At 68.4% G+C, this 22,640-nt stretch carries 18 protein-coding genes and 1 pseudogene (1 of these 19 running past the window's edge); 12 read left to right on the forward strand and 7 right to left on the reverse strand.

Going from position 1 to position 22,640, the window contains the following annotated elements; genetic code table 11:
* The 5 genes from FND50_RS19440 to FND50_RS19460 form a co-directional block, all read right to left on the reverse strand.
* Positions 1 to 5,523, reverse strand: the 5' end (the start) of a protein-coding gene (locus FND50_RS19440; RefSeq protein ID WP_260850515.1) for a non-ribosomal peptide synthase/polyketide synthase. 24,021 nt of this gene lie to the left of the window's left edge; the window shows 5,523 of its 29,544 coding nt (coding positions 1-5,523); it begins with the start codon at positions 5,521 to 5,523; its stop codon lies off the left edge, out of view.
* Positions 5,524 to 5,791: 268 nt separating this feature from the next.
* Positions 5,792 to 6,574, reverse strand: coding sequence for a polyprenol monophosphomannose synthase (locus FND50_RS19445; protein ID WP_144286768.1), 783 nt, complete (start codon positions 6,572 to 6,574; stop codon positions 5,792 to 5,794).
* Complete coding sequence (lnt, locus tag FND50_RS19450) at positions 6,501 to 8,204, reverse strand: apolipoprotein N-acyltransferase (protein ID WP_144286769.1); 1,704 nt, start codon at positions 8,202 to 8,204, stop codon at positions 6,501 to 6,503. Before lnt ends, FND50_RS19445 begins: the two co-directional genes overlap by 74 nt.
* Positions 8,194 to 9,798, reverse strand: coding sequence for an amidohydrolase (locus tag FND50_RS19455; protein ID WP_144286770.1), 1,605 nt, complete (start codon positions 9,796 to 9,798; stop codon positions 8,194 to 8,196). The genes lnt and FND50_RS19455 overlap by 11 nt, the downstream gene beginning before the upstream one ends.
* Positions 9,799 to 9,810: 12 nt before the next feature.
* Complete coding sequence (locus tag FND50_RS19460) at positions 9,811 to 10,317, reverse strand: FxsA family protein (RefSeq protein WP_005575303.1); 507 nt, start codon at positions 10,315 to 10,317, stop codon at positions 9,811 to 9,813.
* A 202-nt stretch (positions 10,318 to 10,519) separates the two neighbouring features.
* Between FND50_RS19460 and FND50_RS19465 the strand changes: the two genes are divergently transcribed.
* Positions 10,520 to 11,137, forward strand: a complete 618-nt coding sequence (locus tag FND50_RS19465; protein ID WP_005260678.1) for a hypothetical protein — start codon at positions 10,520 to 10,522, stop codon at positions 11,135 to 11,137.
* Between the two features lie 27 nt (positions 11,138 to 11,164).
* Here FND50_RS19465 and FND50_RS19470 read toward each other — a convergent pair whose 3' ends face one another.
* Positions 11,165 to 11,824: a response regulator transcription factor gene (locus FND50_RS19470; protein WP_005260679.1), complete on the reverse strand. Its 660-nt coding sequence runs from the start codon at positions 11,822 to 11,824 to the stop codon at positions 11,165 to 11,167.
* Positions 11,825 to 12,001: 177 nt separating this feature from the next.
* Here FND50_RS19470 and FND50_RS19475 point away from each other — a divergent pair, with 177 nt between their 5' ends.
* The 7 genes and pseudogenes from FND50_RS19475 to FND50_RS19500 all read left to right on the forward strand — a co-directional run bounded on the left by FND50_RS19475 (position 12,002) and on the right by FND50_RS19500 (position 17,301).
* A complete protein-coding gene (locus FND50_RS19475; RefSeq protein WP_005246355.1) occupies positions 12,002 to 12,430 on the forward strand; it encodes a CBS domain-containing protein in 429 nt (142 codons plus the stop codon).
* An 11-nt stretch (positions 12,431 to 12,441) separates the two neighbouring features.
* Positions 12,442 to 12,726 (forward strand): YciI family protein, encoded by a 285-nt coding sequence (locus FND50_RS19480; RefSeq protein WP_144286771.1) that lies wholly within the window; start codon positions 12,442 to 12,444, stop codon positions 12,724 to 12,726.
* A gap of 123 nt (positions 12,727 to 12,849) precedes the next feature.
* Positions 12,850 to 13,525: pseudogene (locus FND50_RS19485) on the forward strand (PAS and ANTAR domain-containing protein).
* Between the two features lie 238 nt (positions 13,526 to 13,763).
* On the forward strand, positions 13,764 to 15,317 hold the full coding sequence (locus FND50_RS19490) for a hypothetical protein (RefSeq protein WP_144286772.1): 1,554 nt from the start codon (positions 13,764 to 13,766) through the stop codon (positions 15,315 to 15,317).
* 126 nt (positions 15,318 to 15,443) lie between these two features.
* Positions 15,444 to 15,995 (forward strand): amidohydrolase family protein, encoded by a 552-nt coding sequence (locus FND50_RS36860; RefSeq protein ID WP_260850517.1) that lies wholly within the window; start codon positions 15,444 to 15,446, stop codon positions 15,993 to 15,995.
* Positions 15,977 to 16,780, forward strand: coding sequence for an amidohydrolase (locus FND50_RS36865; RefSeq protein ID WP_260850518.1), 804 nt, complete (start codon positions 15,977 to 15,979; stop codon positions 16,778 to 16,780). Before FND50_RS36860 ends, FND50_RS36865 begins: the two co-directional genes overlap by 19 nt.
* A gap of 116 nt (positions 16,781 to 16,896) precedes the next feature.
* Positions 16,897 to 17,301: a hypothetical protein gene (locus tag FND50_RS19500; RefSeq protein ID WP_037205128.1), complete on the forward strand. Its 405-nt coding sequence runs from the start codon at positions 16,897 to 16,899 to the stop codon at positions 17,299 to 17,301.
* Between the two features lie 10 nt (positions 17,302 to 17,311).
* Here the strand turns inward: FND50_RS19500 and FND50_RS19505 are convergent, their stop codons facing one another.
* Positions 17,312 to 18,475 (reverse strand): sensor histidine kinase, encoded by a 1,164-nt coding sequence (locus tag FND50_RS19505; RefSeq protein ID WP_144286773.1) that lies wholly within the window; start codon positions 18,473 to 18,475, stop codon positions 17,312 to 17,314.
* Between the two features lie 46 nt (positions 18,476 to 18,521).
* On the opposite strand from FND50_RS19505, the gene FND50_RS19510 reads away from it, so the two are divergent.
* The 4 genes from FND50_RS19510 to FND50_RS19525 all read left to right on the forward strand — a co-directional run bounded on the left by FND50_RS19510 (position 18,522) and on the right by FND50_RS19525 (position 22,615).
* Positions 18,522 to 19,289: a TSUP family transporter gene (locus tag FND50_RS19510; RefSeq protein ID WP_005573638.1), complete on the forward strand. Its 768-nt coding sequence runs from the start codon at positions 18,522 to 18,524 to the stop codon at positions 19,287 to 19,289.
* A 22-nt stretch (positions 19,290 to 19,311) separates the two neighbouring features.
* Positions 19,312 to 20,832: a TldD/PmbA family protein gene (locus FND50_RS19515; RefSeq protein ID WP_144286774.1), complete on the forward strand. Its 1,521-nt coding sequence runs from the start codon at positions 19,312 to 19,314 to the stop codon at positions 20,830 to 20,832.
* The gene (locus FND50_RS19520; protein WP_144286775.1) at positions 20,829 to 22,190 is read left to right on the forward strand and encodes a metallopeptidase TldD-related protein; all 1,362 of its coding nucleotides are present in this window, start codon (positions 20,829 to 20,831) and stop codon (positions 22,188 to 22,190) included. Before FND50_RS19515 ends, FND50_RS19520 begins: the two co-directional genes overlap by 4 nt.
* 218 nt (positions 22,191 to 22,408) lie before the next feature.
* Positions 22,409 to 22,615: a hypothetical protein gene (locus FND50_RS19525; protein ID WP_144286776.1), complete on the forward strand. Its 207-nt coding sequence runs from the start codon at positions 22,409 to 22,411 to the stop codon at positions 22,613 to 22,615.
* Positions 22,616 to 22,640 lie beyond the last annotated feature (25 nt).

A 22,640-nucleotide genomic window follows, 5' to 3' on the forward strand; every position in this document is an offset into this window, starting at 1 on the left:
GTGCGTGTCCGCCGCACCGGTCTCCCAATACGTGACGTCGACCGCGGCCTCCGTCGGACCGTACAAATTGTGCAGATCCGCACCACTGACCGCCCGGAACCGCGACACCTGCTCCGGCGTCAACGCCTCCCCCGAACAGAACACCAACCGCAACGAATCACACTGCGCCGCAGCAGGTTCGACAGTAAACACCGACAACATCGACGGCACGAAGTGCATCGTGGTGATGCGGTGTCGACGGATGAGGGTGGCGAGGTAGTCGGGGTCGCGGTGTCCGTCCGGTGCGGCGATCACCAGCGTGGCACCGACCTGCAGCGGCCAGAACAGCTCCCACACCGACACGTCGAACGTCACCGGAGTCTTCTGCATCACCGCGTCGTCCGAAGTCAGCCGGTATTCGTGCTGCATCCACAACAGGCGGTTCACGATCGCACCGTGGGTGACGGCGACACCCTTCGGCCGGCCCGTCGACCCAGACGTGAAGATCACGTACGCCGTGTTGTCGGCGGTGAGCGTGGTGGAGATCGGTGCCGAGTCCTCGTCGGGGAGGTCGAGGGTGTCGACGTTCATCACCGGTGCCGCGGTGCTGAAGGTGGTGTCGTCGGCGCGCGTCAGCACGCACACCGGCTGGGCGGTGTCGAGCACGTATGCGGTGCGCTCGGCGGGGTGATCGGGATCGATCGGCAGGTATGCGGCTCCTGCCTTCACGATCGCGTAGATGGCGACGAGCAGATCGAGTGATCGGCGCATCCCGACCGCGACGACGGACTCCGGTCCCACTCCGATTCCGATCAGGTAGCGGGCGAGGCGGTCGGTGTGCTTGTCGAATTCGGCGTAGGTCAGCCACCGGTCCTCGAATACCAGCGCCACGGCGTCGGGAGTGGCGGCGGCCTGAGCCGCGAACAACGACACCAGGGTATCCGCCGGCACGGGGTGGTGCGTTGCGTTGGCCGCCGCGAGGACGGACCGCTCGTCCGCGTCGAGCAGGTCGATGTCGCCGACCGAGACCGGCGGGTTGTCGACGACCGCGTCGAGGAGCCGGCCGAACCGTTCACCGATCGACACGGCAGTGTCCTCGTCGAACAGGTCTGTCGCGTAGGACAGTTGCACGGCCAGCCCGGCGGGGGCGCCGGCGGAGTCGAACTGCTCGACGACGGTGAGTTGTAGGTCGAACTTCGCCCCGTGGACGTCGATCTCGGTTGCCTCGACCTCGAGTCCGTCGAGTTCCACCCGGGTGTTCGCGGTGTTCTGGAAGGTGAGCATCACCTGGAAGAGCGGGTGGTGGGCCGACGACCGGGCGGGGCTGAGCACCTCCACGAGGCGCTCGAAGGGGACGTCGCCGTGCTGGAACGCGGCGAGGTCGGCGTCGCGGGTGCGGGCGAGTACGTCACCGAAGGTGTCGCCGGGGTCGACGGTCGTGCGGAGCACGAGGGTGTTGACGAACATGCCGACGAGGTGGTCGAGCGCTTCCTCGCCGCGTCCCGCGACCGGTGTGCCGATCACAATGTCCGATCCGGCGCCGAGACGGCGGAGCAGCACCGCCAGCGCGGTGTGCGTCACCATGAACGGCGTCGTGCCGGTGCTCTGTGCGAGATCGACGAGACGCCCGTGCACGTCGGCCGGGATCGTGAACTCGACACGCCCGCCCCGGTGGGACATCTCGGCGGGCCGTGTCCGGTCGGTGGGCAGCTCGATCAGTGGCGGCACACCGGTGAGCGCTGCCTGCCAGTGGGCGATCTGCCTGGCGGACAGGCTGTTCGGGTCGTCTTCCGAACCCAGTAGGTCCCGCTGCCAGAGGCTGTAGTCGGCGTACTGCACCGGGAGCGGTGCCCAGGTAGGTGCGTGACCGGCTGCCCGCGCCGCGTACGCGACCATCACGTCGGCGGCCAGCGGCGTCATCGACCAGCCGTCGGCGGCGATGTGATGAACCACGAGGACGAGAACGTGCCGGTGGGGTGCCTCACGGAACAGCCCGGCGCGCAGCGGTCTGTCGATGGTGAGGTCGAATCCGGCACCGCCGAGTGCCGTCACCGCGGCGGTGAGCGAATCCGCGTCGACGTCGATCGGATCGTCGCCTGCCAGCACACTCACGGCGGGCATGATCAGCTGGTGGGGTCCGTCAGGGGTGTCGGGGAAGACGGTGCGCAGCGCTTCGTGACGTTCCTGGACGTCGTCGAGCGCCGCTCGCAGGGCATTGCGGTCGAGTGGGCCGGTGAGCCTCAACGCGATCGGCAGGTTGTAGGCGGGCGATGCCGTGTCGAACTGGTTGAGGAACCACATGCGTTGCTGCGCGACGGACAGCGGCACGCGGTCGGGTCGTTGCCGCGCTTCGAGCACCGGCCGCGGGTCGGGTTGCGGGTTCGTGTTCGCCGCGGCGACGGCTAGCTGCGACACCGACGGCGACTGGAACAGGTCCCGGACCCCGATCCGCACACTGAGGGCGGCGTTCACGCGGGACACGACCTGGGTGGCCATCAGCGAGTTGCCGCCGAGTTCGAAGAAGCTTGTGTCGACGCTCAGTTCGGGCAGGCCGAGGACGTCACGGAAGATCCCGAGGAGGACCTCCTCGGTGACCGTTTTCGGGCGCACGATGTCGGCCGAGCGTGCGGCGAATACCGGTGCGGGCAGGGCGTTGCGGTCCAGTTTGCCCGCCGGGGTCAGCGGCAACGAATCCAACACCATGATCGACGACGGCACCATGTACCCCGGCAACCGCTCCCCCACGAACCCCGCGAGTGCACCGGTGTCGACCTCCACACCCGGCGCCGGCAACACATACGAGACCAGGCGACTGCTCCCACCCCCGTCGTCATAGCCGACCGTGTGGGCGAACTCCACCACCGGATGCGCCACCAACGCGGCATCGATCTCACCCAATTCGATCCGGAACCCCCGGATCTTGACCTGAAAATCACTGCGGCCCAGAAACTCCAGAACCGGAGACCCGTCCGGGGCGGTCACCCAGCGGACCACGTCACCCGTGCGGTACATCCGCCCACCCGCACCGAACGGACACGCCACGAACCGCCCCGCCGTCAACCCGGCCCGACGCACATACCCCCGAGCCAAGCTCGACCCGAGGACGTAGAGTTCGCCGCGCACCCCGGCCGGGACCGGACGCAACCGGTGGTCGAGGACCACCAGGTCGACACCCACAGTCGGTGACCCGATACTCACCGCCCGCCCGGGCACCAACGGTCCGGTCGCCGACGACATGATCGTCGTCTCACTCGGACCATACGCATTGACCATCACCCGACCCGGCGCCCACCGCGCCACCAACTCCGGCGGACACACATCACCCGCCACCACCACCGTCTTCAAACGGTCCAGACCGCGGTGATCCAACGACGCCAACACCGCCGGCGTGCAAAACGCATGCGACACCTCATGTTCGGCAACAAACTCCGCCAACTCCGAACCACCGAAAATACTGGTCGGCGCCACCACCAGCGTCGCCCCCGCACACACCGCCATCACCAACTCGAACACCGACGCATCGAAACTCGGCGACGCGAAATGCAACACCCGCGAACCCGACGACACCACCAGACGGTCCCGCTCATCCGCAGCCAGATTCACCACACCCCGATGCGTGACCGCCACACCCTTCGGCCGACCCGTCGACCCCGAGGTGTAAATCACATACGCCGGATGATCCACCGACAACACACCCGCGCGGTCGGCGTCGGTGACCGCATCCGCCGGATAGGAGGCAACGGCAGACACAAACTCCGAGTCGTCGAGCACGATCCACTGGGTCGCGTCGGGCAGACCCTCCCGCAACGCGGCGGTCGTGATCCCGATCGGCGCACCACAATCCTCCAGCATGAACGCGATCCGCTCGAACGGATAACCCGGATCCACCGGAACGAACGCCGCCCCCGCCTTCGCGACCGCCCACACACTGGACACGGACTCGACCGACCGCGGCAGCGCCAACGCCACCATGACCTCCGGGCCGACCTGGAGGTCGATCAGTAGCCGCGCCAGCCGGTTCGACGTCTCGTCCAGGGCGCGGTAGCTCAGCGCGGCGGCGGACGTCCCGTGCCCGGGTGCGACGAGGGCATCGCCGTCCGGGTTGCTGAGGACGGCGCCGGCGAGTAGATCCGGCAGCGTGACGGGTGCGAATCCGGCGCGCCCGGTGGCCGGCAGCAGGCTGCGGCGTTCGTCCTCGTCGAGGATGTCGAGGTCGCCGATCCGTCGTGGTCCGTCGGTGTCGGAGATGAGGAACGCGCCGAGGAACCGGCTGAAGCGAGCGTGATGCGCGGCGAGGGTGTCTTCGGAGTACAGGTCGGGGTTGGCCTCGAGGTCCAGGTTGAGGCTGGTGCCGGCGACCCCGTGATAGACGTTGACCGCGAGGTCGGTGATCGGTCCGGTGGACAGCAGTTCGAGCCTGCCGACGATGCTGCCGAGGGTGATCTCGCTGTGGAACAGCATGACGTTGATCAGTGGGCCGTAGAAACCCTGATGATCGATGGCCGCGTCGCGACGGATGTCGATGTGCGGGTACCGCTGATGCCGGAGCGCCGCGGTGACCTCCAGCCGGACCGCCGCCACCAGATCCGTGTTCGTCATGTCCGGGCGCACGTGCAGGCGCAACGGGACGACGTTGGACACCATGCCGCCCGAGCGGCGGAGCAGCGCGGTGGTGCGGGCGGTGACGGGCAGGCTGACCGCGACCTCCTCGCGTCCGGTCATCCGGGAAAGGTACGCGGCGAAGGCGGCGATGACCTCGAACGCGGTCGACGACTCGTGGCGGTCCGTCGCAGCCTCGAGGTGGTCGACGAGGGCGTCGGGGATCTGGCCGCCCGTCGTGCGGCTCCGGGCCCGCGCGGGGGCGCTCCGGTCGACGAGGCTGTGCGGTTCGCCGATGGTGGACACCCGCTCGGACCAGTACTCCCGGTCGGCCCGGTAGCGCGCCGACGTCCGGTAGTCCTCGTCGACCCGGGCGACGTCGGTGAGTTCGGCAGCCTTGGACGGCCCGGCGGCGCGCCCCTCGACGGCTGCGGTGTAGAGCTCCGCGGTCCGGTTGACGAGCGTCACCGATCCCATGCCGTCGAGCGCGACGTGGTGGACCCTGCTGTACCAGTAGTGGCGATCCGGCCCGATGCGCAGAAGCGCCGAGGTCGTGAGCCGATCGCGACACACGTCGAGCGGGGCGGTGTACTCCTGCCGCATCCACTCCTTGGCCGCGGCCCGCGGATCGGGCTCGTGCTGCAGGTCGACGAACCGGACCGATGCTTCCAGGGTCGGATCGACCAGCTGGTAGGGAACCCCGTCGACCTCGACGAGTCGGAGGAATGCGGAGCCGAGCTCGCGGCCCGCGGTGATCATCGACTCCGACAGCAGCGGTACGTCGAGGGCACCCACGAGTTCGACGCACTGCGCGATGTTGACGGGTACGTCGGGATCGAGTTGCTGGGCGAACCACATGCCCTGCTGAGCGGCGGAGAGCGGAAATGCACCGTCCGGAAGGCGACCCTCGGTGGTCACGTCACCACTCGGCACAGCTTCGACCACCTTGTTCGTCCTCTTTCCCGCTCCGGCGGTGGGACGAACCCACCGGCCACCGAAGAAACTCATAGTGACCTGCGAACCTGGGAATTTACCGAACATTACCCGGGAGTACGCTTCAGGTTCCTATCGGACGTACGGTTCAGACCGTTTCAGGGCGTCTCACAATGTGGACACTGCGCGGGTTTACCCACGTGGATCCTGTTTCCGGACATAGATATAGCACTGCCCCACTCCTTCCGGGAAGGAGCGGGGCAGCGGTCGGTGCCGAGCCTTAGCCAGCTGTCACACCCTTGATCTTGGCGATTCGATTCCGCAGCCCCCACTGTGTGACCTTGAGGAGCGCCTCGCGGACGATCCCGCCGCTCATCTTGGATTCGCCAATCTCTCGTTCCGTGAACGTGATGGGAACTTCGCGGACGTCGAAGCCCTCCTGAATGGCCCGCCACGCCAGGTCCACCTGGAAGCAGTAGCCATGCGACTCCACCGCAGCGAGGTCGAGCTTCTCGAGCACCTCACGGCGGTACGCCCGGTATCCGCCCGTGATGTCCTTGATCTTCACGCCCAGGGCGAGCCGCGAGTAGATGTTCCCGCCGCGCGAGAGCCACTCGCGGTGCTTCGGCCAGTTGACCACCGTGCCGCCCGGCACGTACCTCGAACCGAGCACGAGGTCGGCGCCGGCGTCCACCTGGCCGAGGAGGCGATGCAACTGCTCGGGCGCGTGGCTGCCGTCCGCGTCCATTTCGACGAGGACGGTGTAGTCCCGGTCCAGGCCCCAGTGGAATCCGGCGATGTAGGCGGCTCCGAGACCGTTCTTCTCGGTGCGGTGCATCACGTGTATGCGGCCGGCGTCGTCGTTCGACGCGAGGGCGTCCGCGATGTCTCCGGTGCCGTCGGGGCTGCCGTCGTCGACAACCAGAACATGCGTCCGCGGCAGCGCCGCATGCAGGCGCCCCACGATCAGGCCGAGATTCTCCCGCTCGTTATACGTCGGAATGATCACCAGAGTCCGTGCGCTCGGTGCCCCGCTCTGCCCGGAATCGGTCTCCGATGCCATGAGGATCCTCCCTGCCGGCAACTGCCGGCGCCTTCTCGGTATTGCGTTGAATCAGTGGGCGAACTGTGCGTCGTCGTTGCACCACGGCGAACGCGACGGCAGCGACGGCGCCGACACAGAGGAGAACCTCCGGAATCGGGCCGAGCCGACTTGCCAGCGTAATACCGGTGCGGAGCGGCACCTGCGACACCAGGGCGGCGGGTACGAAAAGTGGGGTTTCCGCCGCCGTGGACCCGTCGGGGCCGATGATCGCGCTCACACCGCTGGTCGCGGCGACGACGACGGCGCGACCGTGCTCTACGGCCCGCACCTGTGACATGGCGAGCTGCTGGTAGGTCATCTCGGTGTCGCCGAACGTGGCGTTGTTGGTGGGGACGGCGAGCAGTTCGGCGCCGCTGCGCACCGACTGCTCGAACGCCCGGTCGAACGCCACCTCGTAGCAGGTCGCGACCCCGACGGCGATTCCGTCCGCGTGGACGACCCCGTCCCCGTCCCCGGGAACGAAGTTGCCCGCCCGGTCGGCATACGAGGAGAAGTGCCGGAAGAACCCGCGGTACGGCAGGTACTCGCCGAACGGCTGGATGATCTTCTTGTCGTGCTGCTCCTGCGGTCCCGCATCGCCGTCCCACACGATCACCGAGTTGGTGGTGGTGCGGTCGGAATTCACGAGCACCGCGCCCACCAGAATCGGCGCACCGATCGCCTCGGACGCCCGGGAGATGTCGGCGGCGGCGTCGGCGTTGCGCAGGGGATCGATGTCGGACGCGTTCTCCGGCCAGACGACGAGGTCGGGTTGCGGCGCCGCGCCCGACGCGACGTCGTCTGCGAGTTCGAGGGTGCGGTTCACGTGATTGTCGAGGACCCGCTTGCGTTGGTCGTTGAAGTCGAGTCCTAGTTTGGGGACGCTGCCCTGGATCGCGGCGACGGTGATCGTCGGGTCTCCCGAGTCCATGCCCGGCAGCGTCGGCCCCAGCGCGAGCGACACGACCGTCGCGGCGAGGGCGGCGACCAGACCGCCTGCGAGCGGCCGCGTCCAGTTCGTGGCGCCGCTCGCCCGGGCTCGCACCGTCACGGCGACGGATGCCAGTCCGGCGCCGGTCAGCGCGACGGCGAAGCTGAGCAACGGGGCACCGCCAATGCTCGCGAGCGGTAGGAACCAGCCCTCCGACTGGCCGAACGCCAACCGCCCCCAGGGGAAGCCACCGAACGGCACGCTGGCGCGCAGCCACTCCGTGAGCGACCAGCACGCCGCGATCCACAGCGGGGCCCAGCGCAGCCGGGAGACGAGCACGGCGAGCACCCCGAACAATCCGATGTACACCGACTCGACCGCGGCGAGGGCAAGCCATGGGAGGGCGCCGACGAACACCCCGATCCACGGGAGCAGCGGCACAAGGAAGCCGAGTCCCGCGAGGTAGCCGTAGCCGAAGCCCGCGCGCAATCTCGGTGCCGCACCCCCCGCACCGGTGAGGATCAGCGTCAGCAGGGCGATGCCGATGGGTGCGAGGAACCAGAGGGGACGGGGCGGAAAGCCGGCGAACACGAGGAATCCCGCGGCCACCGACAGGACGGAACGTACCAGCACGCCGCGCTTTCCGGTGGTCCAGCGAGACGCGGTGCTACCGCTCATGGACGACGCTCCCCCGGTGCACCGAACGCAGCAGCACGGGTGTGGGCGCGTCGTCCTCGAGCCGCGGCAGGGCCGGGACCCGGGACCGGGGATCGGTCGACCACCGCTGCACGGAGTCCTTGGGCGCGCTGACCACGAGTTCACCGGCATCCCACACGGCGTACGACGCGGGCGCTCCGGGGTCGAGCGTCCCGGCGAGACCGTCCCGGACCCCGCCGGCCCGCCACGCGCCGCGCGTGGCAGCCGAGAACGCCGCGCGGGGGGAGATCCCGCTGCCGGGCGTGCGGTGGTGGACGGCCGCGCGCAGCATCGCCCACGGGTCGACCGGGGTGACGGGTGCGTCGGAGCTCAGTGCCAGCGACACCCCGGCGGAGGCGGCGGCGGCGAACGGGTTGAGGGTGAGGGCACGCTCGGTTCCGAGGCGCTGCGCGTACAGGCCGTCGGTCCCACCCCACAGGGCGTCGAACGCGGGCTGGACGCTGGCGATCACACCCCACTGCGCGAGCCGCGCCGCGTCGTCACCGGTCAACATCTCGGCGTGTTCGAGTCGGTGCCCGGCCTTCGCGACCGCGGGACCGCCCAGTTCGTCGGCGACGACGGCGAACGCGTCGACCGCGGCCCGGACGGCGGCGTCGCCGATGACGTGGAATCCGGCCTGGATTCCGGCGATGGTGCAGGCGCGCACGTGTGCGGCGATCTCGTCGACTCCCAGGTAGCTCTTGCCGGTGCCGCCGTCCAGATCGGCATAGGGTTCGCTGAGCCACGCCGTGTGGGAGCCGAGGGATCCGTCGATGAACAGGTCGCCGCCCAGCGCGTGGGCGCCGGTGATGTTCAACAGCTTTCTGGCCTCCTCGGCGTCGGCGACCGCCTCACCCCAGTAGCCGCGGACCTCGACACCGTGCGGGGTGGCGAGGAGTTCACGGAAATCGTCGAGTCCGGCGATGTCGGGGCCCCCGCACTCGTGCACTGCGACGATGCCGCGGAAGGCGATGGCGTCGAGGGCCGCGATGCGGGCGGCGGAACGCTGCTCGGCCGTCAGCAGTGAGCGCGCGACGGTGCGGGCGGCGTGGTGCGCCTCGAATGTCAGCGGCCCCTCCGGCGAGAAGCCGGCGGTGTCGCTCAGATCCGGGACCGACCGGCGCAGGGCCGTCGAGCAGACTGCCGAATGGACGTCGATCCGAGACAGATACACCGTGCGTCCGGGCGCGGCCTCGTCGAGTTGCGCCGTGGTGGGACCGGCGCCGTCCGGCCACGCCGATTCGTCCCAGCCGTGTCCCCAGATGACCGCGTCGCCGTGGGTGCGGGCGAAGGAGGCGAGCCGGTCCAGGCATTCGCGAAGCGATCCGACACCGACCAGGTCGAGCCCGACGATGTTCAGGCCGAGCGCTGTGACATGCACGTGGGTGTCGACGAAAGCCGGGGTGACGAACGCGCCGCCGAGGTCGACCACCTCGGCGCCGGGGTGCAGCGCACGGGCCGCGCGGTCGTCGCCGACCCACGACACGACGCCGTCGGTCACTGCCATCGACGTGGCGTCTGGAGCAAAGGAACTGTAGATTCGGCCGCCGACCAGCAGTTGTGTAGTCACAGGCAATCAGTCTGCCTGTTAGGGCAGAACGCGGGGATCACGGGTCGGGGTTCGGGGCTCCTCGTCGATCACTACGCCCTCGAAGACCTCGTCGACCACCTCCCCTTCGATGACCTCGCCGCCTCCCCGCCGGGGTGCCCGCGCGAACGCCTCCGCCCCGGCCGCGACGGTGGCGGCACGCCTGCCTGCCAGCAGCACCACGACGGGCCGAAGTGCCCATCGGGTGGGGGGAACGAGGAAGAGCAGCCCGAGCACCGAGGTGACCAGGCCGGGGACGAACATCAGCGCGGAGCCCAACGCGACGAGTGCACCGTCCGCGACCGCCGCACCAGGAGAGCCGTCGCCGCTCGCCGCCCGGCGCAGGCCGTCCATCACACGACGCCACTGCGACCGCATCAGCAGCAGTCCGATCAGCGTTCCACCGAGCAGGAGGAGAACCGTCCACAGCACGCCGATCGCGTTACCGACCAGGACGAGCGCGGCGATCTCCACCACTACGTACAACAGGAACAGTGCGGCGTACATGACGCCCCCTTTCGGACGGCCGGGTCATCGAGGGTCTGGGTCAACCGTCTGATCGTTCAACGTTCGACGGCGCCGATTTTCTCCCGGCCGTTGATATCGAAGCGCTCACAATGCTAAACCTCAAGTTGACATTGAGAGTCTGCGCATGATGCAGTTCACTGCGATGGAGGTCTTCCGACCCCGCGCACAACGAGGAGCCGATATGACGCGTTCCACCGTCTTCCGCCGAGCCGCAATCGTTCTCGCGTCCGCAGCCGCCTTCGGCATGCTGTCTTCGGGACCGGCATCGGCAGCACCGGTCGCCGACTTCGCGAAGGGTGCCGCCGAACTGCAGGCGCTGGCCACCGAGGTCTCCCCCGCCGCGACGGCCGCCGTGGACGCTCTTCTCGGCGCCAGCGTGTTCATCCCGAAGGATGTGCTCGAGGTCGGACTCACCACACCGCAGGACTTCATGTACCCGTCCCCCACACTCGGGTGCGGCGTCGCCGACAAGCCCGCGACGGTCACGCTGGCGAGCGCTCAGGGCGGACCGAACCTGTTCCCCCAGATCACCGCGAACCAACTCCGATTCCAGGCCATCCCCGCCTACGTCGCGATCCCGCAGTCGTCCGACCTCAGCGTCGCCTGGATCAACCTCACGACGTTCCAGGGCGGGATCGTCAAGCTCGACGACAAGCTGCCGATCATCAATACCCCGCTGCTGTCGAAGATCGTCGACACCGGCAAGGGAACCGTCCTCGCGACGATGTTCGGGACGGTCGGCTACGCCGACTCCGTCACGTGCACCGTGGTCCCGACCGTCGGCACCTTCACCGTCTAGCGGCAGTACGCTTCCCCACCCGCCGGCCTACGAGCCGGGTCGCACCAGGCCCGTCTCGTAGGCCAGCACCACTGCCTGGACCCGGTCGCGGACGTTCAACTTGGTCAGAATCCGGCCCACGTGCGATTTGATGGTCGACTCCGAGAGGAAGAGCTGACCGGCGATCTCCGTGTTCGACAACCCGGTGGCGACCAGCTGCAGCACTTCCCGTTCACGCTCGGTCAGCACGTCGAGGACCTCCGGGTCACGAAGCGGACCGGGACCGTCGTCGAGGAACCTCGCCAGCAACCGGCGGGTCACCTTCGGCGACACCACTGCGTCCCCCGCGGCCACACTGCGGATCGCCGACACCAGGTCTTCCGACGGGGTGTCCTTGAGCAGGAAGCCGCTGGCCCCGGCCCGCAACGCACCCATGGCGTGCTCGTCGAGGTCGAAGGTGGTCATCACCAGCACGCGACTCGCGACCCCCGACTCCAGGATCTGGGCGGTCGCGCTGACCCCGTCCACCACCGGCATACGGACGTCCATCAACACCACATCGGGTTCGAGTTTGCGGACCGCGGCGACGGCCGCCGCTCCGTCGCTCGCCTCACCGACGACAGTGATGTCGTCCTGAGCGTCGAGCACCATGTTGAGGCCCATCCGCATCAGTTCCTGGTCGTCGACGAGTAGCACGGTGATCGGCACAGCGCCAACCTAACACCGCAGTCCCGGTGGGCGCCCGACCCGCACACCGGCCCGCGGGACACGGCGGTCACGAGTAGATAACCAAACCAAGACCGGCAGAAGCGCTGGCATAGGCTCGAAGTCTGCCTATGATCGAATCGGCGGCCAGTCGGAGTGCCCACAGATCGGGGTGTCCAGATGCGAATCGCGGATGTGTTGCGGAACAAGGGTCCGGCCGTGGTGACGGTCGATCCGGAGATGCCGGTCAGCACACTGATCGGCGAACTCGCCAGGCACAATGTGGGCGCCCTGGTGGTAACGGAGAACGACGCCGTCGTCGGGATCGTCACCGAACGCGACGTCGTGCGCCGCATCCACGAGCGCGGCCCCGACATCCTGAATGCCCGGGTCGTGGACATCATGACGACATCGGTGTTCACCTGTCTCCCGACCGACACCGTGGACAGTCTCGCCGAAACCATGACCGAACGCCGGATCCGGCACCTGCCGGTGATCGTGGACGGGCAGCTGGTCGGCATCGTCAGCATCGGCGACGTGGTGAAGAGCCGGATCGGCGAGCTGCAGACCGAACGCGACCAGCTCGAGTCGTACATCGACCACGGCTGAGCGAGAACCTGATGGCCCTGTTCGTCGTGGAGTACACGTACAGCCCCGAGACGTCGTCCCTGCGCGACGATCATCGGACGCAGCATCGTGGATGGCTGACCGAACTCGTCCGCCGCAAGGTCATGCGTTCGACCGGCCCCCTCACCGACGGCCACGGTGCGCTGTTCATCGTCGAGGCCGAGGACGAGGACGCCGTCGCACGCCTGTTCAGGCAGGATCCGTTCGTACAGGAAAATCTGGTCGAGAGGGTGCAGATCCGCGGATGGACGCCCGCGATGGGCGAATTCAGCGAGTAGGACGCACGTCACACCCAGCCGAACCGGGGTCGGCTCCGAATCCCTCTAGCGGATCGTTCTGCGCTCGCCGCGACGATCGGCTGTACGAGTCGTCGTCGGGGCGAAGAATTGAGGGAAGTACGCATGTCCGGGTTCCCCCTCACACCGACCGACAGCCTCGGCCACGACGCGTTCACCTCGCTGGTCGTCTCTCTGCCGCGCCCCGTCTGCGTGTACGACGACCGACGGCGACTGGTGTTGACGAACCCGGCCCTGGCCGACCTCGTCGGCTACCGATTGGACGAATTCGATCGTGTGGACCTCGCCGGTTTGATGCACCCGTCGGACGCGCCGCGGTAGTTCGGCCTCGTCCGGGGGTGTCCTCGATACCGGCGCCGCCCAAGCGGGCTATGCCCGCGTCCGGCACAGGAACGGGAACTACTGGCTGTGGGCGCACGAGGTCGCCTCCACGTTCACCTCCGCGGACGCCCGCTTCGTCGTGCTCGTGTGGCAGGACAGGACCGACGAGATCTGGGACAACCCCCGCTTACTCGACACGGCGGAAGTCGCTTCGCTCGACATCGTCCGTTCGCGGGCAGTCATCGAACAGGCCAAGGGTGCGCGGATGCTCGTCTACTCCGTCTCCACCGACGCCGCCTTCGACCTCCTGACGTGGCGGTCACAGCAGACGAACACGAAGATCCGCGTCATCGCGGAGCAACTCGTTCTCGCATTCGGCGACGAAATCCACACGCCCACTTCGTTTCGCGACCGTTTCGACGCTCTGCTGCTCACCGCTCACGAGCGGCGCCGCCGATAAAAAAGCCCCGGGGCGGTCCCGCGACCTGGGGGCTCAACCCGCGGAACCTGGGCCGGCGGTGCCACCGGTGACGCTTCCGGCCCTGGGGCGTCGATTTCCCGTCTTCTCGAATGACTAAACAGTCGACAGGCACCTGCGAGTTCGCGCGGGAGGACATTTCCGGGAACCGGTGACCGTGTCGCCGCCGAGTTCGGTGGCTGCGAGCAGCGGTCCCGGCTCCACTCTCTAGGATGTCGCGGTGTCCACAGGATTGCTGAACGAACCGCTCGTGCGGTCTGCCCCACCACCGGTACCGAGCCCGTTTCGGGCGCCGGCGATCCTCGCCGCGTCCGGCGCGGTGGTGGCGGCCGTGTTGTTCTGGATCGTCTCCGGCAGCCTGACGGACGACGCCTACATCAGTTTGTCGGCCGCCAGGAACCTCGCCGTCCACGGGGAGTGGGCGATCGTCCACGGACTGACCGCGAACACGTCGACGTCCCCGCTCAACGTGCTCGTGCTCGGGGCATTGACGTTCCTGACCCGATTGTGGGGCCCGGGCGATCCCCTGTTCGCGCTCGGAATGCTCAACGTCGCGGTCACCGCCCTGTTGGGCTGGGTGCTGGCGCGGACGTGCCGGCGCCTCGCCCTCGGGACCGTCTGGGCGGTGCTCGCCGGTGCGCTGGTGGTGTTCAACCCGTTCGTGTTGTCCGCGGTCGGACTCGAGGTGCTGCTGATCCCGGCGGCCGTCGCGGTGATGGTGTGGTTCGCGCTCGAAGGCAGGGCCGCCTGGTTCGGCGCGGCCGCGGGCATGGCGTCGCTGGTACGTCTGGACCTGCTCGTCTTCGTCGTGGTCATCGCCGCCCTGTCACCGGCGATTCGCACGCAACTGCGCCGCGCCCTCGCCGGCTTCGCCGCGATCGCCGGGCCGTGGTACCTGTTCAGCTGGATCGTCCTCGGTTCGGCTGTGCCCGACACCTTCCTGATCAAGCAGGGCCAGGCCTCCGATGTGGGCGGCTACAACTACCTCACCGGCCCGATCATGTACTTCGAGTCCAACCCGTGGCGGACCGTGGCGGCATTCGGTCCCGCGGCCCTCGCACTCGTTCTGATTCTCGTCGCGCTCGCCTCGTACGCCAGGCCGGGGAGGCGACCGGTGCCTGTGCCGCTGCTCGCGCTCGGACTGTCCGGTGCTCTCTACTACGCCGCCTACGTCGTGCTCGACACCGTGCCGTACCACTGGTATTACGTGGCGCCCGCGACCACGCTGGCGATGTTCGCCGTCCTCGCCGCCGGCATCCACTGGAGCGCCGCGCGCGACGCCACGGACCGCGCCGTCGCCGGCACACTGGCCTGCCTGCTCGCCGTGCTGGGCGCCGGCGCCGTGTACTACGACGTCGAGAGCGGTCTCCCGTGGGACGCACCCCCCATCTTCGGCAACTGGGCGAGCGCGCAGGACTACGAGCGGGTCGGCAGGGCGGTCGGGACCCTCGTCGGGGAGGCACCGGTGCGATCCCCCGGCGAGATCGGGACCCTCGCGTACTTCTGTGAATGCGTCATCGTCGACGAATTCTCCGACCGCGGACTGGTGGTCGAGGACCGGTTGGTGCCCCGTCTCGCGGAGGCCGCCGAACCGGCGCGCACATTGCTGCGCGCGAACTACGCCTTCTTCGACTACCGGCTCGCACCCGTGAACCCCGCATTCGACCTCCGCTACCAGGAAGGCCGTGGTCCCGGCGGCCCGATGTCCTGGGACGTGTTCTCCGCCGCCCGCGGAGCCGGCCACTTCATCCTGGTGCCGCTCGCCGGCGGCTGACGTCGTCGCCCAGTCTGCCCTCGAAGACGTCGTAGCCGGGGGTGAGGACGTGATCCGGGTCGAACTTCTTTTTTAGCCTCACCGAGTCGGTGAAACGCCGACCCGACATCCGGCGCACACCCGGAGTTGCCGTGGATCGTCGGCGGCGGGTGGTCGATGGAGGCGTTCGACGGGGGCACACCCACCGCGCAACTCCTCGGCACCGTCGTGCGGGATCGGCCGGTGTTTCTGCCCAACCGCGACCATCACGGAGCATGGGCCAACACGAGAGCTCTGGACCTCGCGGGCATCACTCGAGACACCCCCGATCCCGTCGGCGGACGTATCGAACGCGACGCCGACGGCGCGCCGACCGGCATGCTCCAGGAGTCTGCGATGGAGCTGGTCGGCTGCCACACCCCGCAGCACACCCCCGACGACCGGCTGAAGGCGCTGCTCCACGCCCAGCGGCACCTGCATTCGCTCGGCATCACCGCGTGGCAGGACGCGCTACTCGGCGACACCTCCGGGATCTCCGATGTCTCCGATGCCTACCTGACCGCGGCCGGTGACGGCTCCCTCACCGCGCGGGTTGCGGGCGCCTGTGGTGGGATCGCGATCGGCGCGCCGAGCAGGTCCCCGACCTGCTCCGGCGACGGTCCCTTCTCCGCGTCGGGAGGATGCGGGCCGACACCGTGAAGATCATGCTCGATGGTGTCGCCGAATCCCGCACCGCGGCCATGATCTCCCCGTATCTGGATGGATGCGGCTGCGCGACAGCCCATTCCGGGACCAGCTTCGTCGACCCGGACGAGCTGCGCGGCTACGTCACCGAACTCGACGCCCTCGGATTTCAGGTGCACTTCCACGCGCTCGACGACCGGGCCGTGCGGGATGCGCTCGACGCGGTCGACGCCGCTCGGACGACGAACGGATTCCGCGACACCCGGCCGCACCTCGCCCACCTGCAGGTCGTGGACCCGGGCGATATCCCCCGTTTCCGCGCGCTCGGCGTCACGGCCAACATGCAACCGCTGTGGGCAGCCCATGAGCCGCAGATGGACGAACTCACCATCCCCTTCCTCGGGGACGAACGCTCCCACCGGCAGTACCCCTTCGGTTCCCTGCTGCGCTCGGGCGCAACGCTGGCAGCCGGCAGCGACTGGCCGGTCAGCAGCGCCGACCCGATCCACGGCATCCATGTCGCGGTCAATCGCGTGCTGCCGGGCCGGGACGGGCAGGGACGCCCGGTGTTCCTCCCGGAGCAGCGAATCGACCTCACGGCCGCACTCACCGCGTACACCGCCGGGTCCGCGTACGTGAACCACCTCGACGACACGGGGAGCATCGAGGTGGGCAGGCTCGCCGACCTGGTGGTCCTCGACCGGGATCCGTTCACCGGAACCGCCGACGCGATCGGCGAGACCCGGGCCGTCCTGACCTATGTGGGCGGTGATCGCGTCTACACGGCACCGGACGCCTGAGGACCAGCGGGAGGCAGCCCTGGTCGTCGGCGCGGATGCCGGTCGGCGGACCGTCGTGGCGCCGATCGGCATCCGCGGCCACACTGGAGGTGTCCCGCCGAAGTCAGGAGACAGTGATGGGCGACAACAGGCCGTTCGGGTTCGATCCCGACGATCTCGACCGCGTGATCCGTGAGGCCGGCGAGGAATTGCAGGGCGTCAAGGACCGGATCGTCAGGTTCCTGGACCAGGCAGATTCTCAGATTCCGTGGACGGGCGTGTTCGCGGACTTCGCCCGGTCGCCGCGCGGCGCGTCGAAGCCGGAAACGACGGGTGAGACCGGTGACGGTGTGTGGGCGATCTACACGCTCGACGGCGAGGGCGTCGCACGCGTCGAGCAGGTGTATGCCACCGAACTCGATGCGCTCCGCGCGCACAAGCACAACACGGATCCTCACCGGTCGGTGCGGTTCCTTCCCTACGGCGTCACCGTCAGCGTCCTCGACCAGCCGGAGGAAGCGACACCACCGGAGACGGAGTAGCCGGGGCCGCTCAGTCCTCGAGCTCGAGCGGCAACTCCGCGGTGACCCGCCAACTGCCGTCGGTCTGCCGTCCCGCCTCGAGGGTGCCGTGCAGCACGGCGACCCGCTCCCGCATCCCCAGCAGCCCGTTGCCCGATCCGAGCGAGAACTGCCCGGACGAGTTGCCGTTGTCGGTGATTTCGACGAGCACGTCCGTCTCGCGGCGCCGCACCCGCACCTTCGCGCGCGGACGTTCTCCGGCATGCCGCAGCACGTTCGTCAGCGATTCCTGGACCAGCCGGTGGACGCCGAGACTGACCGCCGGGCTGATGTCGTCCAACTCCCCCGTCAGCTCGAGCTCCACGGGCAGTCCGGCGCTGCGCATCATGTCGACCACCCGGGCGAGACCGGCCGTGCCGTGCTGGGGCATGTCGTCGGTCGCCGGTTCGGTGCGCAGCAGCGAGACGGTGCGCCGCAGTTCCGCCAGAGCCTCCCGCCCGGTGCCGGCGATGTTGGTGAGTGCCTGCTTCGCGATGTCGGGGTTGCTCTTCAAGGCGTAGGACGCGCCGTCGGCCTGAACGATCATCACGCTCACCGCGTGCGCGACGACGTCGTGCAATTCCCGGGCGATCCGGGTCCGCTCGGCCGCCACCGCGTCCTCGGCGCGACGATCCCGGTCGTAGTCGGCGACGACGAGGCGCGCGGCGACCTCTTCGTCGTAGGCCCGGCGGGCGCCGAGGAACTCCGCCGTGATCCAGGAGAGTGCGAAGACGAGGACCGAGAACAGTCCGGCCGCAAGCAGTTCCTGTTCCAGTAACCAGATCGACAGGGCCGAATCCACTGCGAGGCCCACCGCGTACATGGCGGCGGTCCGGCGGTCGACGTAGGCGACGAGCGTGTACAGGGCGACGGCGAGCGCCAGCAGACCGGGATGCTCGGCGTCGAGGTCTCCGATCGAGTAACTGACGAACGTGATCGTGATCGACATCACCAGAACGGCACCGGCCGCCGCCCGCGGATACTTGCGACGCCACGCGATAGGCAGGCACAGCAGGAAACCCATGACCAGCTGCACCCACGGCGAGCGGTCTCCCGACGCGGTGAACACGAACACCTCGAGGGCGAACAGGATCGCCGCCAACATCGAGTCCGCAACTGTCGGCTTTCCTCGCAGCCACAGACTGAACCTCCGCATGTGCACAGCCTAAGTACCTCGGGGTGGGTGTGGTTGAGTCTGCACCATGAATGTGGGTGACTGGGCGCTTCTTCTCACCGCTGCGACGGCAGCCGGGTGGGTGGATGCCGTCGTCGGCGGCGGCGGACTGATCCTCATTCCCGCACTGTTTCTCGTGGCACCGCAGCTGACGCCGCAGGCGGCGCTGGCCACCAACAAGCTCACCGCGTTCACCGGCACATCCGCCGCCGTCGTCACGTTCGCGCGCCGCATCCCCATGAATTGGCGGCTGCTGGTTCCCGCCGGCCTGCTCGCGGCGGTGGCGTCCGCGCTCGGCGCGGCAACGGTGTCGCGCATCGACAAGGACGTCTTCATCCCGCTCATCATGGCGGTGCTCGTCGGCGTCGCCGTGTTCGTGACGATCCGTCCGCAGCTCGGCACCACGCTGGCGAAGGATCCGCCGACACGGCGGAAGGTAATCGCGGTCGTCCTGCTGTCCGCCGGTCTCCTCGGGTTCTACGACGGACTGTTCGGGCCGGGCACCGGCACATTCCTCATCATCAGTTTCGCCACGTTCCTGGGCACGGAATTCGTTCGCAGTGCCGCGATGGCGAAGGTGATCAATCTCGGATCGAATCTCGGTGCGCTGGTGTTCTTCGCCGCCGCCGGCCACGTGCTGTGGGCGCTCGGCCTGGGCATGGCGGTCTGCAACGTGATCGGCGCGATCACCGGTTCGCGGATGGCGCTGAGCAAGGGCGCCGGATTCGTCCGGATCACCCTGCTGATCGTGGTGATCGCGATGGTGATCCGGTTGGGTTGGCAGCAATTCGGCTGAGCGACCGACTACGGTGGTCCAGGTGACGGCTCCACGACAGGTTGATCCGGAATTCCTTGCCCTCCCCCTGCGTTCGCTGGCGGACGCGGCACTCGCCGCCGCCCGTGCGGCGGGGGCGTCGCACGCCGACCTGCGGGTGCATCGGCTCACCAGCCAGTCGCTGCGGTTGCGCGACGGCGAAGTGCAGTCGGCGGTGGACACCACCGAACTCGGCTTCGCGGTGCGGGTCGTCGTCGACGGCACCTGGGGTTTCGCCTCGCATGCCGAGCTGACCCCGGCGACCGCCGCCGCGACCGCGGAACAGGCCGTCGCCGTCGCCCGGGCGTTGCGTGGACTGAACCGGGAGCACGTCGAACTCGCCGCCGAACCGGTGCACGCGGACGTCCGCTGGGTGTCCGATTACGACGTCGATCCGTTCGAAGTTCCCGCCTCGGACAAGATCTCGTTGCTCGGCGAATACTCCCGCAGGCTCCTCGCCTCCGACGGCGTCGACCACGTCACCGCCGGATGCCTGCAGGTGAAGGAGCAGACGTTTTACGCCGATCTCGCCGGCTCGTCCATCGTGCAGCAGCGGGTGCGGCTGCATCCGCAACTCGAAGCCACCACCGTCGACCAGTCGGCCGGTGTGTTCGAGACGATGCGTACCCTCGCTCCCCCCGTCGGCCGCGGATGGGAGTACGTCGCCGGCGACGGGGTGTGGAACTGGACCGACGAACTCGCCCGGATCCCGGACCTGCTGGCCGAGAAGGTGAAGGCCCCCACCGTGGTGCCCGGTGTCACCGACCTGGTGATCGACCCGACCAACCTGTGGCTGACCATCCACGAATCCATCGGGCACGCCACCGAGTACGACCGCGCCATCGGTTACGAGGCCGCGTATGCCGGCACGTCGTTCGCCACCCCCGACAAGCTCGGCACCCTGCGCTACGGGACGCCGATCATGCACGTCACCGCCGACCGCACCGAGCGGCACGGTCTCGCCACGGTCGGTTACGACGACGAAGGCGTCGAAACCCAGTCCTGGGACCTGGTCGCCGACGGGATTCTCGTCGGCTACCAACTCGACCGGGCGTTCGCGCCCCGTCTCGGGCTGGAGCGTTCCAACGGCTGCTCGTACGCCGACTCGCCCCACCACGTCCCCATCCAGCGGATGGCCAATGTGTCGTTGCAACCCGATCCCGGCGCCGATCGCAGCACCGACGACCTGATCTCCGGTGTGGAGGACGGCATCTACGTGGTCGGCGACAAATCCTGGTCGATCGACATGCAACGCTACAACTTCCAGTTCACCGGTCAGCGGTTCTACCGCATCCGCGGCGGGAAACTCGACGGACAACTCCGCGACGTCGCGTACCAGGCGACGACCACGGACTTCTGGGGTTCGATGGACGCCGTCGGCGGCCGCTCCACCTGGCAGCTCGGCGGCGCCTTCAACTGCGGCAAGGCGCAGCCCGGTCAGGTCGCGGCCGTCAGCCACGGCTGCCCGTCGGCACTCTTCCGCGGCGTCAACGTACTGAACACTCGGACGGAAGGCGGCCGATGATCGCACCGCAGCAACTCGTCGAGCAGGTCCTCGCCCGGGCCACCGTGGACGAAACCATCGTGATCGTCACCGATGCCAGCGAGGCGTCCCTGCGGTGGGCGGGCAACTCGATGACCACCAACGGAGTGTCGACGTCGCGCAGCTGGACCGTCATCTCGATCGTCCGGGTCGGCGAGGACGCGAAGGTCGGCATCGTCACGTCCGCGTCCGTCGACGCCGCCGACATCGACGGCGTGGTCCGCTCGGCCGAAATCGCCGCCCGCACAGCCACACCCGCGTCCGACGCGATGCCGTTGCTCACCGGCACCGACACCGACGAGCGGTGGGACGACTCGGCGGAGCGCACCGAGATCGGCGCGTTCGAACAACTCGCCCAGGATCTGAGCATGGGCTTCGACGGCAGCGACCAGCTCTACGGTTTCGCCCATCACCAGCTGCACACGACCTGGCTGGGCACGTCGACCGGGATCCGGCGCCGGTTCGCCCAGCCGACCGGGTCGGTCGAGATCAACGGCAAACGCGGCGACGCCAGCGCCTGGGTGGGCACCAGCACCAAGGACTTCACGGATGTGGCCAGCGTGAAGTTGCTCCAGGACCTGTCGACACGCCTCGACTGGGCCCGCAACCGGGTGGAGTTGCCCGCGGGCCGTTACGAGACAATCCTGCCGCCGTCCGCAGTCGCGGACCTAATGATCTATCTCATGTGGACCATGGAAGGCCGAGCCGCGGAGGAAGGGCACTCCGCCCTGTCTGCGCCCGGCGGCACCCGCATCGGGGAGAAGCTGAGTGCACTTCCCCTCACCCTCTATTCCGATCCGGCCGCGCTCGGCGTGGAATACACACCGTTCGTCGTCACCGGGTCGTCGTCCGAATCCGTGTCCGTCTTCGACAACGGGATGGACGCGGGCCGGGTCGACTGGATCCGTGACGGCACCGTCAACGCGCTCGCGTACCCGCGGGCGGCGGCGAAGGAATTCGGCGCCGACGTGACCGTGCCCGGCGACAACCTGATCCTCGACGCCGGCGGCTCGGTATCGCTCGACCAGATGGTGGCCGAGACCGAACGGGGGCTGCTGCTGACCACCCTCTGGTACATCCGGGAGGTCGACCCCGCCACCCTGCTGCTCACGGGACTGACGCGGGACGGTGTCTACCTCGTCGAGAACGGGAAGGTCACGGGCGCCGTGAACAACTTCCGGTTCAACGAGAGCCCCCTCGACCTGCTACGGAGGGTCACCCAGGGCGGAGCCACCGAGCGGACGCTGCCCCGGGAATGGAAGGACTGGTTCACCCGAACCGCGATGCCGCCGTTGCGTGTCCCCGACTTCCACATGTCGTCGGTCAGCAAGGCGCTCTGAGTCGCGGATCCTATGCGGACGCTTGTCTAGGTGACAGCCCGTACTGTTTCCGTTATAAATGCTGCAGACATCGCGCATATGAGATTGCTCACTCCAAAGCCGTTTCGCCGCGCATGTCATATTCAGGTCTCCAGAGAACGGGGCCGAAACTCACCGTAGCGCCGCGTGGCCGGCGCATGCGCCGAGTACGTCCCTTGCCCGTCTGACCAGGAGGTTTCATGCACTCCGATACCACCACCCGCGAACTGCTCCACGACCACACCAAGGTCACGAGACGATTCGCTCTCGCCGACGTGGCACTGACGATGTTCGTCTGCCTCGTCTGCGCCACCGGAATCGGCATCATCACCGGTTCAGTTCTCGCCGCCGCGACAGGAGGACTGATCGTCGTCCTCGCCACGGCCCTGATGGTGGCAGCGGTATGACCGCGCCGAGACATCAGCGAAGCAC

The sequence above is a fragment of the Rhodococcus sp. WB9 genome (assembly GCF_007558985.1).
Taxonomy (GTDB): domain Bacteria; phylum Actinomycetota; class Actinomycetes; order Mycobacteriales; family Mycobacteriaceae; genus Rhodococcus_F; species Rhodococcus_F opacus.